Origin of the sequence: Aliidongia sp. (genome assembly GCF_035943795.1) — a bacterium.
Taxonomy (GTDB): Bacteria; Pseudomonadota; Alphaproteobacteria; order ATCC43930; family CGMCC-115725; genus Aliidongia.
Genome location: NZ_DASZBY010000053.1, coordinates 40,274 through 56,306, shown reverse-complemented (window position 1 = coordinate 56,306; position 16,033 = coordinate 40,274). Strand labels below are relative to the sequence as shown.

The window sequence follows — 16,033 nt, the reverse complement described above, 5'->3', positions numbered from 1 at the left end:
GTAAACTTCCCAGGCTTTGATCGCCGGCGTCATCACTGGCCCCTGGGATCGATCAGGATGAGTTCTCCATCCCGTTCACCGGCGTCGATCTGGCGAGATCGCCCTCTCGGCAGCAAAATAAAAACGGATCAATTTGCATCGCTCGTTTCATTGAGAGGATTTTAGCCGATTTGACTGGAGGAGTGATGATCTAATAACGAAATTAAATGCGAACGTTATTTTGGAGATGTGAAGATCTTTACCATACTACGCGAAAGATGATTTCCAACTTCCGCGCGCTGTAGTGTCGACGTTACCAAATTCTCATCGAGACACTCCGATCGTTCACATCGGCATTCCGCCCAGGAGTGCGTAATTTTTGCTGGCCGGGTGAGCTTCGAAATACGTGGAGGGTCGATCGTGAACAAACGCCTACCCTCGATAGGATCACTCATCGCTTTCGAAGCCGCCGCCCGGCTGAAAAGCATTACACGCGCGGCGGACGAGGTCGGCATCACCCAAGCAGCGGCCAGTATTCGATTGAAAGGCCTGGAAGAGCATTTGGGTTTTCCGCTTTTCCTGCGCGAAAACGGCCAGGTCCGGTTGTCCGCTGCGGGTGCGCGCTATCAGACGATCGTGCAGGAAATCATCGGCAGCCTGATAGATGCGGCGAGAAGCGCCCAGAGCCCGATTTCGGCGGTACGTCTGACCGTATTCAATGCCTTCGCGCAGCATTGGCTGCTTCCAAGGTTCAATCGCCTGACGGCGGACTTGGGAACGGTCGAGGTGAAATTGATCATCCCCGATGAAAACGATCTCGGCCCCTATGACAACACCGACCTGTCCATTCAGCTGGCGGAGCGGGAGGAGCCCGGAGCAATCAAGCTCATCGACGACGAGTTGATCGCCGTATGCCGGCCCGACTATCAGGCAAAATTCCGCCTGCATCACCCTGTCGATCTGCTTCGCGGCCGACTGCTCCATGAGGGCGGTCAGGACGCGCTCCATACCGGCGGCACCGATTGCGGCGCCTGGATCAGGAAGGTTGGCATCGATGCCAACCGTCTTTCCAATCCGATCGGCTTTTATACGGCGTCGTTGCTGGTCGACGCCGCCCTGCATCGGATCGGCGTCGCACTCGTGCGCCGCTCGCTCGTCGCCGACGAGATTGCCGAAGGACTGCTGGTTACGCCGTTCCGTTACAGCGTGCCGTGCAAGAAGGCGGTGTATCTTGTCCGAGGGGCGACCATCGAACGAAATGCAAACGTGTCGAAGCTACGCGACTGGCTGTTGGCCGAGGTGAGGCCGGCTGATGTCTCGGACGCTCCGGCCAATCTGCGTCAATTTGCGTCGGCCGGCCTCAAAGCAAAGGCGCCGGTCATCCGGACCGTTTAGAAGCTCGATCGAGCCCGTCTGGCTGAGAGACCCTTCGCAGCCGTGGGCGGCGCCGGGCGCCCGTGGTGCCGCTCTTTCCCTTATGCAATGGCCGGGGTTGCCAGGGCACTATCGACCGCCTGATCTTCGCTCAAGGCAGCCCCTTCGGCCAGCAAGATGGCCAGTCTCTCGTTCGAGATCCGTCGCCCGAGCCTGGCACGCGTCGTGTCGCTGATGACTTCGAGCGCGGGTCGGCGCGGAACACCCCTGGAGGCGTAACCCGCGTCGCAGTATCCGAGCAGCCTCGCCGCTTGTTCCGAGCGACCCGAGGCGGCAGCGATCGCGGCAAGGCGATCCAAAAGGGGAAGGAAGGCGACGGGATGGCCGATCTGCCGCCACATCCTCAGCGAGCGAAGGCCGCTGTCGAACGCCGGCTCCCAATCGCCCTTCATGATCAAATAGCCGCTCAACAGGCCCAGCAGGTAGGCACGCAAGCTGCGTTGGCCCGGCTGTCCATTGGCCCTGTCGATCATTTGACGAAAGATCGCGATCCCCTCATCGATTTGATCGCGGCGGAACAGCAGCTCGTGATAGGCGCTCGCGACCAGCTTCGTCGCACCGACCTTGAGGCCGATCTCGATGGCCTGCTCGAAATGGACTTCAACGCGAGAAACCTGTCCCAGCGACCGGGCTGTCCGCGCCATATGCAGATGCCAGAGCGCAAGAGTGCGGGTCGATATCGACGCGTCGATCAGGAGGGACGCTTCACGAAGCAACGCTTCGGCTTCCTGAAGATTATTCGATGCGAGAGCAAATGGTACGCTCGCGATGATGACTCTGCTCAGGAGATACTCGTCTCCCGTCGATTTTGCCAAGCGCAAGACGGTCTGAGCCGTCGGCCAGATCGAGGGGTCGTCATATGGCACCTTCAGCAGACGCATGCGCCCGATGCGGGCCGCGACTTCTGGGGGCATCGCAGGGAGCTTCGCCTCGGCAATCGACAGCCATCGGCCTTCGTCGACGTAACAGCCCGCCATCGACCAGATCATGCCCGAATAGGCGAGAAGCGTCGCGCCGAGCGATGGATCTCCGCCGGCATCGAAGGCCCATTTGAGCGCCGTCTGTATGTTCGCAATGTCGGGTGCATATCGAGCGAGCCATCTTTCGTCGGATGTCACCTCGCGTTCGACCTCCGCCGTCCGGAAGCGGTCGAGGAGCCATCGGGCGAGGCGGGGTCGACAATCGAACTCGTCGGACCCGATGGCCATCCGCTCGGCGTAGTACCTCATCGTCTCCAGCAGATGATAGCGGGGCTCGGAGTGGGTTTGATCGACGACGATCAACGACTTGTCCGTGAGCAGCAGCAGCAGGTCGTCTATGCCGGATTCCGGAAGCAGATCGTCTGCCGTGACGAAACGCGCGGCAGCGGCCGTCCATTCGCCGATGAAGATCGACAGCCGGCGTAAAAGCACCCGTCCGGGTTCGGAAACGGAGTTGTAGCTCCAGTCCATGGTCGCTTCGAGGGTCATCTGGCGCGGCAAGGCGGTTCTGAACCCTTTGGTCAGGAGCGTGAAACGATCGTCGAGATGACCTGCGATCTCGTTCAACCCCATCGTCCGGAAGCGGCTCGCGACAAGTTCGAGGGCAAGGGGAATGCCGTCGAGACGTCGGCAGATTTGAGCGAACGTCGAAGCGTCGCAATCCTTGAGCGTATAGGTTCCGAGCGCTCCCTCGACGCGATCGGCCAGGAGTTCGACCGCGGGATACTTCAAGGCTTCGGCGGCCGAGAGTTCGTCACCGATTTCGGGGGAGGCGAGCACGGAAAGCCAGTAGAGATGTTCTCCGGCAATGCCCAAGGGCTCCTTGCTGGTCGCGAGGACCCGTACGCCGGGCGCGCCGTGGAGAATCGCTTCGGCGGCGGCGGCGACGTCCGAGATCAGGTGCTCGCAATTGTCCAGAACCAGCAATAAATTCTGCTCTCGCAAGCTCTTGATGACGCTCGACAAGGGGTCGCCTTCCGCCGCCATGCCCAGAACCGAGGCGATCAGGCCGGGAATTCGCTCGCCAGACGACAGCGAAGCGAGCTCGACGAGCCATACGCCATCGTGAAATTGCGGCGAGACTGCCTCCGCAACGGCGAGCGCGAGGCGGGTTTTTCCGATGCCCCCCGTTCCGACCAACGTAACGGCACGATGGCTGCTTACCACGGTGGCGACGGCCGCAGTATCGGCCTCGCGGCCGATCAGCCGGGTGATTTTCACCGGGAGATTATGGGCGCTCTTCGGTCGGGACGGCACGACGGCCGGGGTTTTCGGTTGGGTTTCGACCATCGTTACCGGAGCGATGAATCGATACCGCCGCCCGGGGAGTGTCGCGATGAAACGCGGTGGTCGGCTCCTGTCGTCCAGGATTCCCCGGAGTGACGACAGCGCCACGGCCAGGTTATGGTCACCGATCATCGGCAATTCCGGCCAAACCAGGTGCTTCAGTGCATCGCACGTCAACTCCCGACCTTTGACGAGTGCGGTCAGCAGATCAAATACACGCTTGCCGAGCGCTATTGCCTGATCGTCGCGCATCAGCTGCCGTTGTTCAGGAATAAGGACGAAGGGCCCGAAGATAAAACTTTGCGTCATGCCTTCGACACTCCCGAAGTCGTCCGAAAAATGCGCGCGGCCATTTGCCAGCTTTGGTTCGACACATACTGATAGTGCGTCGAAGCAGGCTCGTCACCTGGGCATTACCTTACGGAGAAGAGTGTCCAAAGAAAAGTGGCGACAGCCCGAGGGCTGAGTTGCAGCGGAATCGCCAGGCTTCACTCACCGCAGACCTCCTCGGCAACCGATGCGCGAAATTCACGACGGGAGTAGCGGGAAAGGTCCTGCTGTCCGCACCGATAAGTACACTTAGGAAGCGGGCGAACCTCTAGCGCGCTGCGTGTCGGGAGTACTCGACAAGGTCGGCGCATGGCGGCTTCTGCAGGCTGGACAGATGGCACTCTTATCTGACTCCGGTGACCTTGATCATGTCGATCAGGGCGCGCAGCCCGGCGGATAGGTGGCGGCGGCTCGGGTAGTACAGGAACAGCCCGTCGTCGAAAGCGCACCAATCGTCGAGGCACCGGACCAGTGCGCCGCTCGCCAGGGAGGCGGTTACGCGATCGTCCCAGACATAGGCGAGGCCGCACCCCTGCAAGGCGGCTTCGACCATCAGTTCCTGATCGTCGAGCGTTACCGGGCCGTCGACCTCCACATCGACCACCTTGCCCTGGCGCTGGAACTGCCAGTTGAAGATTGCTCCACCGGGATAGCGGTAGCGGATGCAGGCATGGTCCTCGAGGTCGCCCGGCACCTGCGGCGGCGTGCGGCCGTCGAGATAGGCCGGTGAGCCGACCACGGCAAAGCGCAAGCGCGGCCTGATGCGGACCGCGATCATATCCTGCGACAGGCGCTCGCCGAAACGGACGCCGGCGTCGAAACCATCCTCGACGATGTCGACCAGCCGGTCCGTCGCCACGACGTCCAGTCGCAGGCCGGGATTCTGGCGCAGCAGCGGCCCCATCACGTCGTGCAGCACGAACGGGGCGATCGACTTGGGCACGTTGATCCGCACGGTCCCGAACGGCGTGTCGCGAAAGGAATTGAGGCCGTCGAGCGCCTGGCCGATCTGGTCGAAGGCCGGCGACAGCTCGGCCAGGAACCGTTCGCCGGCTTCGGTCAGCGAGACGCTTCGCGTCGTGCGGTGGAACAACCGCACACCGACCCGTTCTTCCAGGCTGCGGATGGCGTGGCTGATCGCCGACGAGGCGACGTCACGCTCGACGGCGGCCTGCCTGAAGCTCCGGTGCCGGGCGACGACAAGGAATGTGGCCAGTTCTCCGAGCTCGGCGCCACGCATTGATATATTCCATTCATCATCATGATCAGGATTGTGCATCTAATCAGATCTGTTCTGAAACCCAAAATTCCTGACGCCAGCCCTTTCCACGGGCTGGATCGTTTCAGAGGGACCAGGACATGGCACTGCACCCACCCCGTACGCTCGATGGCAAGGTCGCCCTCGTCACCGGCGCCAGTTCCGGCATCGGCCGCGCGGCAGCGCTCGAACTCGCCCGCCGGGGCGCCAAGCTCGTCGCCACCGCCCGCCGGAGTTTGGAAATCGAGGCTCTCGTTGCCGAGATCAGGCGCGAAGGTTTCGAGGCCACCACCGTGGCGGGCGACGTCAACGTCGAGCAGGACGTGGCGGATTTCGTCGCCCGTACCGTCGCGACCTATGGCCGGATCGACGTTGCCTTCAACAATGCCGGCACCGAAGGGGCGTTCACGCCGTTCCTCGACCAGGCGAACGCCGTCTATGACACGGTTTTCAACGCCAATGTCCGGGGCGTGTTCTGGTCGATGAAGCACCAGGCGCGGGCGATGCTGGCGCTGGGGGCGGGCGTGATCATCAACAACGCTTCCATGGGCGGGGTGATCGGCTTCGCCAATGCGGCGCTCTACATCGCCAGCAAGCACGCAGTCCTGGGCCTGACCAAGACGGCGTCGCTCGAATGGTTCAGCCGGGGCGTGCGGGTGAACGCCCTCTGCCCCGGCCTGATCGACACGCCGTTCCAGGATCGCATCTGGCCATCGGAACAGGCCAAGCGGGACTTCGGCGCCGCATCCGTTCCGGGCCGGATGGGCACGCCGGAGGAGATGGCCAAGATCGTGGCGTTCCTTGCCTCCGACGACGCGAGCTTCATCTCGGGCCACGGCCTGCTGGCCGATGGGGGCTACACCGTGACGTGAGCAGCGACGACGGCGGGCGAGCGGGCATTGCCCCGAGTGCTTATCTTGCTGAGAACCGAAGGGAGCCGCTAATGTCATTATTCGAAAATCGTCTCCGGGTCGTCCGGACGCGCAGGACGCTGGTCGTGATCCTGCTGATCGCCGCCGCGATCGGTGCTTGCGCCATCCAGGCGGATGCACAAGAGGCGTCGGCCGGCGGCCCGGTCCGGGTCGTGGCGATCCTCCGCGCGAAGCCCGGCCAGGAGAATGAGGCCAGACGTTCCCTGCTGGCACTGGTATCGCCATCGCGCGCGGAGCCTGGCTGCGTGACGTACGAGATCAACCAGCCGGCCGACGATCAGGCCCTATTCGTCTATTACGAAGTCTGGCGGTCCCGCGCCGACCTCGACGCTCACTTCCAGCGGCCTTATTTCAAGGCCTTGGCCGATCGCCTGGGCGAACTCCTGGCCGAACCGGCGGAGATCAAGGTCCTCACCTCGATCACGCCTTGAAACCGGCGGCGGATCGGCTTCGGGCGATCCGCTGCATGCGGACTTCGGCCCGCTCGGTTCCGTCGCCGTACAGGTCGTTTGAGTTTGAGGATCTTCGGAAATCAAGGCCGTCTTGCCTCCATTCGGGGCCTCTGTTTGCCGATCATCTTCCGGCCGGGCCGTGGAAAGCGAATTTGCCCAGGCCCTGGGGCCAACAACATTGCTTAATTAACATATTTATTTTGTAATATATGCTGCAATGTACGTTTTTGCACGTGAAATAGGTTTGACAGAACGGAAGCGCCCGGCTAGCGTCGGGTCGTTCTCTTCGGAGAGCCGCGGGAATTTGAAGGCCAGCTTGCGCCGCGACATAAAACGCTAAAGCGCCACGGGACGAATTCCCGTGGGCCGATTCTTCGCCCGGGAGTTCACCCATGTTCCATCGCTGTCGATGCTCTTCCAGGGGTCATCAGGCCTAACGCCTGCCGCTGATCCCCACGTCCCTTTTCCATTCGTTGAAAAGCGACGGTCCGACCCTGTGGGGCCGGGCCCGAGAGGAGCCGTCATGTCTGCAGCCTACATCATCGAAGCGGCCGAGTTCAGCGCCGGCATCGTCATTCGCGAGCAAGCGGGCTTTCGCTTCTTCGCCGCGTCGCCGCGGTTCGACGAGTTCGATCGCCGCCTGTTCAAGTCCATCCATGCCGCGGAGCGTGCGGTCGATGGCCTTTCCGCCCGCAAATGACGGTCGCATCCAGAACGAAAATAGAGCGAGGTCTGAATGGCACAGCGACGAAGCGGCCTGAAACTCGGCGCCTTTCTCCAGGCGACCGGGCACCATATCGCGGCTTGGCGGCATCCGGAGGCAGAGGCCAATGCCGGCCATGATTTCCGGCACCATCTCGGACTGGTGCAGGCCGCCGAGCGGGCCAAGTTCGATCTCGTCTTCCTGGCCGACACCAACGGCATTCGCGAACGATCCATCGAACCGCTGAGCCGTTACGGCCAGGTCGTGACGTTCGAGCCGCTGACATTGCTCTCCGCCTTGGCGCCGCTGACCAGCACCATCGGCTTCGTCGCGACGGCATCGACGACCTACAACGAGCCGTTCCACCTGGCGCGCGCCTTTGCCTCGCTCGATCATCTGAGCGGCGGTCGTGCAGGCTGGAACCTGGTGACCTCGTCCAGCGACAGCGAGGCGTTCAATTTCAACCGCGATGCCCATCCGGCCCATGCCGACCGCTATGAACGGGCGCGCGAGTTTGCCCAGGTCGTCACCGGTCTGTGGGACAGCTGGGAAGACGACGCGTTCCTGCGCGACAAGGACAGCGGCGCCTATTTCGACCCCGGCAAGCTTCATGTGTTGAACCACCGGGGCAAGCATTTCCAGGTGCAGGGGCCGCTCAATGTCGCGCGCTCGCCCCAGGGCCATCCGGTCGTGGTCCAGGCCGGCTCGTCCGACGCCGGACGGGAGCTCGCCGCCGAGACGGCCGAAGTCATCTTCACCGCCGCCCAGACGCTGGAGGAGGGCCAGTCCTTCTATGCCGACGTCAAGGGCCGGCTCGCGAGGTACGGCCGGCATCCGAACGACCTGAAGATCATGCCCGGCGTGTTCCCGGTCGTCGGTCGCACCGAAGCCGAAGCGCAGGAGAAGTTCGAGCGGCTGCAGGCGCTGATCCATCCGGTGGTTGGACTGTCGCTGCTGGGCTCGACCCTCGGGGGCGTCGATCTGTCGGGCTACCCGCTCGACGGGCCGTTGCCGGATCTGCCGGAGACGAATGGGCCGAAGAGCCGGCAGAAGCTGCTGATCGATCTGGCGCGGCGCGAGAACCTGACGATCCGCCAGCTCTATTTGTGGATCGCCGGCGCGCGCGGGCATTGGCAGCTGGTCGGCACGCCCGAGCAGATCGTCGACCGGTTGGAGGAGCGCTTTCAGAACGACGCCGCCGACGGGTTCAACATCATGCCGCCCCATCTGCCGGGCGGGCTCGACGATTTCATCGAGCTGGTCGTGCCCGAGCTGCGCCGGCGCGGTCTGTTCCGCACAGAATACGAGGGCCGCACCTTGCGTGAAAACCTCGGCCTTCGGCGCCCCGCGCACCCGGCGCGCCGGGCCGTGGCGGCGGAATGAAGCCGATGCCTATCCGCGCGCTTCCATACATTTTGCCCCTCGTGCTGCTGTCCTGCGCAACGGCGGCCCAGGCCGAGCCCCTGACGATCCGCGTCGGTTTCGCCGGCATCGGCGCCGGCGGCCGGGAAAACGTGTCGGGCATTGCAGGCCTGGTCGCGGCCGAGAAATATCTCGAACGGGAATTCGCCGATCGATCCGACATCCACGTCCAATGGTTCTATTTCCGGGGCGCGGGTCCTGCGACCAACGAGGCGCTGGCGAACGACCAGCTCGATTTCGCCTATATGGGCGACCTGCCGTCGCTGACCGCGCGGGCCATCGGGCTGAAGACCAGGATCCTGATGGCGGCCGGCGGGCGCGACAATCTCTATCTGGTCGTGCCGACCGCGTCGCCGATCCGATCGATCGAGGATCTCAAGGGGCATAAGGTCGCCCAGTTCCGGGGCACCAGCACGCACCTGACAACCGAGCGGGTGCTGACCGCGCGCGGTCTCGCGGACCGGGACTTTCAGTTCATCAACATGGACGACCCGACCGCGCTTGCCGCGCTTGCGGCCGGCGAGGTCGACGGCGGCTTCGGCAAGGCCGTACTCCTGACCCTGGTCGACCAGGGGCTGGCGCGGATCGCGTTCACGACCAAGGGCGACCCCAGCACGGTGACCAGCAACCACCTGCTGGTGACGGAACGGTTCGAGCAGGCCCATCCGGACCTGACCCAGCGGATCGTCACCGCCACCTTGCGCGCGTCGGACTGGGCGTCGGACGAAACCCATCGCGAGGCGCTGTTCGGGATCTGGGCCAAGTCGGGCACGCCGATCGGCGTGTTCCGCGCCGACTACGCGGGCCAGACGCTGAACTATCGGACTTCGCCGCTGCTCGATGACCTGGCGGTCGAAACCTATCGCTACAAGGCGGTGCAAGTGAAGGCGCTGGGCCTGGTCCGGCGCGACGTCGACATCGCCGGCTGGTTCGACACCGTCTATCTCGACCGCGCGCTCAAGGACCTGAAACTCGAAAACCATTGGGCGCGCTACGACGCCGAGGCCGCGATCGTGCCGCCCACGCCCGTCACCCAATAGAGGAGCGAGCCATGGCTCACCCGCCCCGCCAAATGAAGCTCGGCGCCTTTCTGTATCCGACCGGCCATCACGTCGCCGCCTGGCGCCATCCGAATGCGCAGGCCGATGCCGGGGTGAATTTCGCCCATTATGCCGAGGTCGCCCGCAAGGCCGAGGCGGCGAAGTTCGACCTGGTGTTCCTGGCCGACAGCGCCGGTGTTCGCGGCAACGACCTGCCGGCCCTGAGCCGGACGGCCACCCGCTATGTGGCGCAGTTCGAGCCGATCACGCTGCTGTCGGCGCTCTCGGCCGTGACCGAACGCATCGGCCTCGTGGCGACCGCGTCCACGACCTACAACGAACCGTTCCACATCGCGCGGAAGTTCGCCTCGCTCGATCATCTGAGCGGCGGCCGGGCCGGCTGGAATCTCGTCACCTCGTCGAACGAGGCCGAGGCGCAGAATTTCAGCCGGGATGCCCACCCAGCCCATGCCGACCGCTACGAGCGCGCGCGCGAATTCGCCGAGGTCGTGCGCGGGCTATGGGACACCTGGGAAGACGACGCCTTTCCGCGCGACAAGGACAGCGGGATCTATTTCGAGCCCGAGAAGCTTCATATCCTCGATCATAAAGGCCCGCATTTCCAAGTGCGCGGGCCGCTCAACGTCGCCCGCCCGCCGCAAGGCCATCCGGTCGTGGTCCAGGCCGGCGCATCGGACGCAGGCAAGGAACTCGCGGCCGAGACCGCCGAGGTGATCTTCACCGCGACCCCGACCTTGGCCGAGGCGCAGGCATTCTACGGCGACGTCAAAGGGCGGCTCGCGAAATACGGCCGTTCGCCCGATGACCTCAAGATCCTGCCCGGCGTCTTCCCGGTCGTCGGCCGGACCGAAGCCGAGGCGCGGGAGAAGTTCGAGCAGCTGCAGGCGCTGATCCATCCGGTGGTGGGATTGTCGCTGCTGTCGCATCTGTCCGCCGGCGTCGATCTCTCGGCCTATCCGCTCGATGGCCCCTTGCCCGAGCTGCCGGCGACGAATGCCAGCAAAAGCCGGCAGCAGCTGGTCATTGACCTCGCGCGTCGCGACGGGCTGACCATCCGCCAGCTCTACCTGCGGGTCGCCGGCGCGCGCGGCCATTGGCAGGTCGTGGGCACGCCGGAACAGATCGTCGATCAGCTCGAGGACCGCTTCGTCAATGGTGGCGCCGACGGCTTCAACATCATGCCGCCCTATCTGCCGGGCGGGCTCGACGATTTCATCGAGCTGGTCATTCCCGAATTGCGCCGCCGCGGCCTGTTCCGGACCGAGTACGAAGGCCGGACCTTGCGCGAAAATCTCGGCCTGAAACGGCCGGCGCATCGGGCGTGGAGCAGGGCGCCGTCGGTTCAGGCGGCGGAATAGGATCCATCACCATGGCGCAGCAAGGCGATCTCGCGATCCACGATCTCTGCAAGTCATTCCGCGTCGACGGCTCTCCCCTGAAGGCGCTCGACGGCATCGATCTGCAGGTCGGCGCCGGCGAGTTTCTGACGATCGTCGGGGCCAGCGGTTGTGGCAAGTCGACCTTGCTGCGGCTCATAGCCGGCCTCGATGCGGGCTATGACGGCGAGATCCTGCAACAGGATACGCCGATCGTGGGTCCAAGCCTGGAACGCGGCATCGTGTTCCAGGAAGCCCGCCTGTTCCCGTGGCTCACCGTCACCGAGAACATCGCGATCGGCCTGGAAAACTCGCCGCTGGATCGTGCGGCGCGCAAGCGGGCGGTGGCCGAGCACGTGGCGCTGGTCGGGCTCGTCGGTTTCGAGCGGGCCTATCCGCACCAGCTGTCGGGCGGCATGGCGCAGCGGGTCGCGATCGCGCGCGGCCTGGTCAACCGGCCGGCGATCCTGCTGCTGGACGAGCCGTTCGGTGCGCTGGATGCGCTGACCCGGGCCCGGCTGCAAAGCGAGCTGCAGCAGATCTGGGCGCAGGAGCGGATCACCATGATCCTCGTCACCCATGACGTGGACGAGGCGGTCTACCTGGGCGATCGGGTCGTGGTCATGGCGCCGCGGCCCGGCCGGATCGCGCGGATCTTCGATATACCGCTCGAACATCCGCGCGAACGCAGCGACGAACGCTTGCTGCGCTTGCGCAACCAGGTGCTCTCGACGCTCGAAGCGACGGTCGGGGACAAGCCCGCCGTGGCTCTGCTGCCGCCGCGCGTGCCGCGGCGCGACCCGGCGGTGGCGGCGATCGCCTCGGCACGGTCGGCATGATGACCCGAAACCGTCCTCCCGAGGTGCTCCGATGAGCCTGCTCCTCCGTTCCTCCCTGGTGCTGGCGGGAACCTTGCTGGCGCTTGCCGGCGCCGGCGTGCTCAAGGCCAGGGCGGCCGAGCCCGTGACCATCCGCATCGGCTATGCCGCGATCGGCGTCGGCAACGTCCCCTATGCCAACGGCACTTCGGCCGCGACGGCGCGAGCGGGCCAGTTCGTCGAGAAGGAATTCCTGGACGACCCCTCGGTCAAGGTCGAATGGTATTTCTTCAAGGGGGCGGGCCCGGCGGTCAACGAAGCCTTCGCGAACAGCCAGCTCGACTTCGCCTACCAGGGCGACCTGCCGTCGATCATCGGCCGTGCGAACGGGCTGAAGACCCGCATCCTTCTGGCCAGCGGCGCTCACAAGCCGGTGTTCCTGGCGGTGCCGGTGTCGAGCGACATCAAGACGATCGAGGACCTGAAGGGCCGCAAGGTCGCGATCTTCCGCGGCACGAACACCCAGCTCGCGGTCGACAAGGTGCTGGCCGCCCATGGCCTGTCCGAGCAGGACCTGAAGGTCATCAGCCTGGACGACAGTGCGGCGCCGGCGGCCCTCGCCGCCAAGGACATCGATGCGGCCTTCGGCGACACCGAACTGATCGCGCTCGCGCAGACCGGGCTGGCCCGGATCGCCTACACGAGCCAGGGCGACAATCCTGCCTTCGGCCGCTATGCATCGCTGCTGGGCTTGGACGGGTTCACCCAGGCCCATCCGGACCTGACCCGGCGCGTGGTGAAGGCGTTCGTGAAGGCGGCGCAATGGTCGTCGGAGGATCAGAACCACGCTGCCCTGTTCGACCTCTGGGCGCGGTCCGGAACCCCGGTCGACGTGCTCGAGGTCTTCTTCCACGGCGATAGTCTCAACTACCGCAACTCGCCGCTGCTCGATCCCCTCATGGTTCGCCATTATTCGGATCTGGCCCATCAGGCGAGGGCGTTCGGGCAGATCAGGCGCGACGTCGATATCGACGGCTGGTTCGAGCCCGAATATCTCGACGCGGCGCTCAAGGATCTCAGTCTCGAGCATTATTGGCGATCCTATGATGCCGCCGGACGCCAGCAGGCGGCAGCGGCACTCCCGTGATCGCGACCGGCCTGCTCGCGTCCGCGGTCCGTTCCGGTCCGCCCGCCTGGCTGCGTCGGTCGTTCGGACGGGCTGCGCTCGCTATCGTTCTTCCGCTCGCTGTGCTGCTGGTCTGGACGGCGAGCGCCCGCTGGGGCTGGCTACCGCAGCAGATCCTGCCGTCGCCGATCGAGGTCTGGCAGTCCTTCGTCGACCTGGCCGGGAGTGGCGAGCTGCTGCATCACACCGATGTCAGCCTGTTGCGCGTCGTCTATGGCTTTGCCGCCGGTGCCGGGGCGGGCCTGCTGCTCGGCACCGCCATGGGCCTGTCGCCGACGGTCGAAGATTATGTGAAACCGCTGTTCACGGCTCTGGCCCAGGTGCCGACGCTGGGCTGGATCCCCTTGCTGATGCTGCTGGTCGGCATCGACGAGACACTGAAGATCGTCATCATCGCCAAGGCGGCGTTCGTGCCGATCACGATCAACACGGCGGCCGGCATGCGCGCCGTGCCGCGCGGGCTGGTCGAGGTGGCCGAAAGCTTCCGCTTCAGCCGGTTTCAGCTGCTGCGCAAGGTGGCGTTCCCAGCGGCGGTGCCGCAGATCTTCACCGGCATCCGCTATGGCCTGACCCATGCCTGGATGGCGCTGGTCGGGGTCGAACTGCTCGCCTCGTCCGAGGGGCTGGGATACCTGCTGGTCTGGAGCCGGCAAATGTTCTGGCTCGACCAGATGATCGTCGGAATGCTGGTCATCGGGCTGGTCGGCCTCCTGATGGATGCGATCCTCGGCCTAGTCGAGGCGCGGCTCCAGCGCTGGCGCGTGGCGGGGCTATAGGGAGAAATCGGATGTCCACCATGCCCACCCGCCGCCGGCTCCGCGGTTTGGTTCTCCCCGGATTGCTCCTGATGCTGTGGGAAATCACGAGCCATCTCGGCTGGATCGACCCACGCCTGCTGCCGCCAATCGAAGCGGTCGTCCATACGGCCGTCGGCCAGGCGTCGAGCGGTCATCTCGGTGCCGATCTCGCGGCGAGCCTGTTGCGCGACCTGACCGGTTTCGGGATCGGCGGCGCAGCGGGTCTGGCGTTCGGGACGCTGCTCGGACTATCCGGGCTGGCTCGCGGGTTGATCGGGCCGTCGTTCGATGCCGGCAAGCAGATCGCGCTGTTCGCCTGGATTCCGCTGATCTCGATCTGGTTCGGTATCGGCGAGACCGCAAAGATCGTCTTCGTCGCCCTCGCGGCCTTCACGCCGGTGGCACTCAATACGTTCGAGGGCGTGCGCAGCGCCTCGGTCAAGCTGATCGAGATCGGCACCGTGCTGACCTTCAGCCGGCGGCAATTCGTCACCAGGATCTTCCTGCCGTCGGCACTGCCGTCGATCCTGGTCGGGCTGCAGCTGGCATTGATCAATTGCTGGCTCGCGACGATCGCCACGGAATATTTCATGACGGTCGGCCCCGGCATCGGCGGGTTGATCATCGAGGGCCGCGAGCGCTTTCAGATGGATCTGGTCGTGCTGGGCATCCTGGTCCTGGGCTTGGTCGGTTTTCTGTTGAACCGGGGCGGGGTCGCGATCGAGGCGCGGTTGCTGCGCTGGCAGGCTTGAGCCGCCGCCCCTTTGTTACCGACGTCGGGGCGTCCTGCAGGTCGATCCAGGTGGGTGCGTGATCGCTGGCATGCGGCCAGCCGCGCACTTCGCGGTCGACTCCGGCATATGCCAGGCGGGCCGCAATCGATGGGCTAAGCAGGAGATGGTCGAGCCGCAGGCCGGCATCCCGTGCCCAGGCGCTCCTGAAATAGTCCCAGAAGGTGTAGATCCGTTCGTCCGGATGCAGGTGGCGGAGTGCGTCCGTCCATCCTTGGCCGATCAGCCGGCCATAGGCGGCGCGCACCTCCGGCCGAAACAGGGCGTCGTCGCGCCACCGTTCGGGCTTGTATACGTCCAAGTCCGTCGGGATGACGTTGTAGTCGCCCGCCAGGACGGCTCTATCGGCCGCGGTCAACCGGCGGGCGCTCGATGCTCTCGAAAGGCCGCAGCAAGCGTCCGAAGGGCCGCCCGCGAGCGCCGGTCCGTCAGGGATGAATGAAGCACGACTTCGGAGGAGGGAAGCAGGGGAAGCCCAAGCCGCTCCCCGATGTCGACGGTGCCGACGGGCGCGACGCGATACGACAGGGGAGCGACGGCCAAACCCGCCGACACTGCGGCATGGACGGCGGAGGAACCGCCTCCCAGGAACACCTCTGTCCAGCTTATGCCGGCGGCGTCCAGAGCCTGGGTGGCGATGTTGCGGACGCCGCAGGTTGGCGTCAGCGCGGCCAGGCGCAGCGGCTCTCCCTTCCGGTGCTCGAAACCTTGCGTCGCGAACCAGCCGAAGCGCTCGTGCGCCAAGGTCTCTCCGTCGCGGCGATCGTCCTCGCGCTGGATGATCGCGGCATCCAGTCGTCCCTGATCGAACAGGTCCAATAGCCTGCGCGAGCTTTCCAGCTGCACTTCGATGGTCAGATTGGGGTCGTGGGCGTGGAGCCGCGCCAGCAGCGTCGGAACCTCCGGTCCTGCGACATGGGCGGCAATGCCGAGGCCGAAGTGCCGTTTGGGCGAGCTGAGCCCTGCAATCGCGCGCTCGTGTGCGGCGATGAACTCACGGGCTCCTTCCAGAAAGGCAGCGCCTTGCGCCGACAACCGCACGGACCGGGGCGTCCGTTCGATCAGCCGAGAGCCTATGCGATCCTCGAGCCGCTTGAGCCTGACGCTGACGGCGCCCTGCGTCGTACCTAGGGCATCCGCAGCACGCGTGAAGCTTTGGAAATCGGCGATCATCACGAAGGCTCTGACGGCCTCGACGTCGAGCGTCAGCATGGATACATCCAAATT

The 16,033-nt window shown here is 64.8% G+C and carries 14 protein-coding genes and 1 pseudogene; 11 read left to right on the top strand and 4 right to left on the bottom strand.

Annotation, left to right across the window (positions count from 1 at the left end):
* The first annotated feature begins 399 nt into the window (after positions 1-399).
* Positions 400-1,374, top strand: coding sequence for a LysR family transcriptional regulator (locus tag VGV37_RS09520; RefSeq protein WP_326879426.1), 975 nt, complete (start codon positions 400-402; stop codon positions 1,372-1,374).
* Between the two features lie 80 nt (positions 1,375-1,454).
* On the opposite strand, the gene VGV37_RS09515 is transcribed toward VGV37_RS09520, so the two are convergent.
* Both VGV37_RS09515 and VGV37_RS09510 read right to left on the bottom strand, forming a co-directional pair.
* Positions 1,455-3,989, bottom strand: coding sequence for an ATP-binding protein (locus VGV37_RS09515; protein WP_326879425.1), 2,535 nt, complete (start codon positions 3,987-3,989; stop codon positions 1,455-1,457).
* A 364-nt stretch (positions 3,990-4,353) separates the two neighbouring features.
* Complete coding sequence (locus tag VGV37_RS09510; protein WP_326879424.1) at positions 4,354-5,250, bottom strand: LysR family transcriptional regulator; 897 nt, start codon at positions 5,248-5,250, stop codon at positions 4,354-4,356.
* A gap of 119 nt (positions 5,251-5,369) precedes the next feature.
* On the opposite strand from VGV37_RS09510, the gene VGV37_RS09505 reads away from it, so the two are divergent.
* The 10 genes from VGV37_RS09505 (at position 5,370) to VGV37_RS09460 (ending at position 14,767) form a co-directional block, all read left to right on the top strand.
* Positions 5,370-6,140, top strand: a complete 771-nt coding sequence (locus tag VGV37_RS09505; protein ID WP_326879423.1) for a glucose 1-dehydrogenase — start codon at positions 5,370-5,372, stop codon at positions 6,138-6,140.
* A gap of 71 nt (positions 6,141-6,211) precedes the next feature.
* Entirely contained in the window at positions 6,212-6,631 is a 420-nt protein-coding gene (locus VGV37_RS09500) for a putative quinol monooxygenase (protein WP_326879422.1), read from the top strand.
* A gap of 544 nt (positions 6,632-7,175) precedes the next feature.
* Positions 7,176-7,352: a hypothetical protein gene (locus VGV37_RS09495; RefSeq protein ID WP_326879421.1), complete on the top strand. Its 177-nt coding sequence runs from the start codon at positions 7,176-7,178 to the stop codon at positions 7,350-7,352.
* 36 nt (positions 7,353-7,388) lie between these two features.
* Positions 7,389-8,738: an LLM class flavin-dependent oxidoreductase gene (locus VGV37_RS09490; protein ID WP_326879420.1), complete on the top strand. Its 1,350-nt coding sequence runs from the start codon at positions 7,389-7,391 to the stop codon at positions 8,736-8,738.
* A complete protein-coding gene (locus tag VGV37_RS09485; RefSeq protein WP_326879419.1) occupies positions 8,735-9,817 on the top strand; it encodes an ABC transporter substrate-binding protein in 1,083 nt (360 codons plus the stop codon). The genes VGV37_RS09490 and VGV37_RS09485 overlap by 4 nt, the downstream gene beginning before the upstream one ends.
* 11 nt (positions 9,818-9,828) lie before the next feature.
* Positions 9,829-11,196: an LLM class flavin-dependent oxidoreductase gene (locus tag VGV37_RS09480; protein WP_326879418.1), complete on the top strand. Its 1,368-nt coding sequence runs from the start codon at positions 9,829-9,831 to the stop codon at positions 11,194-11,196.
* Between the two features lie 11 nt (positions 11,197-11,207).
* On the top strand, positions 11,208-12,053 hold the full coding sequence (locus tag VGV37_RS09475) for an ABC transporter ATP-binding protein (protein WP_326879417.1): 846 nt from the start codon (positions 11,208-11,210) through the stop codon (positions 12,051-12,053).
* A gap of 31 nt (positions 12,054-12,084) precedes the next feature.
* On the top strand, positions 12,085-13,179 hold the full coding sequence (locus tag VGV37_RS09470; RefSeq protein ID WP_326879416.1) for an ABC transporter substrate-binding protein: 1,095 nt from the start codon (positions 12,085-12,087) through the stop codon (positions 13,177-13,179).
* Positions 13,176-13,994, top strand: a complete 819-nt coding sequence (locus VGV37_RS09465) for an ABC transporter permease (protein ID WP_326879415.1) — start codon at positions 13,176-13,178, stop codon at positions 13,992-13,994. The genes VGV37_RS09470 and VGV37_RS09465 overlap by 4 nt, the downstream gene beginning before the upstream one ends.
* 71 nt (positions 13,995-14,065) lie before the next feature.
* Positions 14,066-14,767 (top strand): ABC transporter permease, encoded by a 702-nt coding sequence (locus VGV37_RS09460; protein ID WP_326879436.1) that lies wholly within the window; start codon positions 14,066-14,068, stop codon positions 14,765-14,767.
* 97 nt (positions 14,768-14,864) lie between these two features.
* Here VGV37_RS09460 and VGV37_RS09455 read toward each other — a convergent pair.
* Positions 14,865-15,164: pseudogene (locus tag VGV37_RS09455) on the bottom strand (endonuclease/exonuclease/phosphatase family protein); the annotation flags it as partial.
* A complete protein-coding gene (locus VGV37_RS09450; protein WP_326879414.1) occupies positions 15,161-16,018 on the bottom strand; it encodes a LysR family transcriptional regulator in 858 nt (285 codons plus the stop codon). The pseudogene VGV37_RS09455 and the gene VGV37_RS09450, both read right to left, overlap by 4 nt.
* Between the last annotated feature and the right edge of the window lie 15 nt (positions 16,019-16,033).

Coding starts and splice junctions, on each gene's coding strand:
- VGV37_RS09495 (WP_326879421.1), top strand. CDS start 7,176: ATGTCTGCAGCCTACATCATCGAAGCGGCCGAGTTCAGCGCCGGCATC.
- VGV37_RS09510 (WP_326879424.1), bottom strand. CDS start 5,250: ATGCGTGGCGCCGAGCTCGGAGAACTGGCCACATTCCTTGTCGTCGCC.
- VGV37_RS09480 (WP_326879418.1), top strand. CDS start 9,829: ATGGCTCACCCGCCCCGCCAAATGAAGCTCGGCGCCTTTCTGTATCCG.
- VGV37_RS09515 (WP_326879425.1), bottom strand. CDS start 3,989: ATGACGCAAAGTTTTATCTTCGGGCCCTTCGTCCTTATTCCTGAACAA.
- VGV37_RS09460 (WP_326879436.1), top strand. CDS start 14,066: ATGCTGTGGGAAATCACGAGCCATCTCGGCTGGATCGACCCACGCCTG.
- VGV37_RS09470 (WP_326879416.1), top strand. CDS start 12,085: ATGAGCCTGCTCCTCCGTTCCTCCCTGGTGCTGGCGGGAACCTTGCTG.
- VGV37_RS09475 (WP_326879417.1), top strand. CDS start 11,208: ATGGCGCAGCAAGGCGATCTCGCGATCCACGATCTCTGCAAGTCATTC.
- VGV37_RS09500 (WP_326879422.1), top strand. CDS start 6,212: ATGTCATTATTCGAAAATCGTCTCCGGGTCGTCCGGACGCGCAGGACG.
- VGV37_RS09505 (WP_326879423.1), top strand. CDS start 5,370: ATGGCACTGCACCCACCCCGTACGCTCGATGGCAAGGTCGCCCTCGTC.
- VGV37_RS09450 (WP_326879414.1), bottom strand. CDS start 16,018: ATGCTGACGCTCGACGTCGAGGCCGTCAGAGCCTTCGTGATGATCGCC.
- VGV37_RS09490 (WP_326879420.1), top strand. CDS start 7,389: ATGGCACAGCGACGAAGCGGCCTGAAACTCGGCGCCTTTCTCCAGGCG.
- VGV37_RS09485 (WP_326879419.1), top strand. CDS start 8,735: ATGAAGCCGATGCCTATCCGCGCGCTTCCATACATTTTGCCCCTCGTG.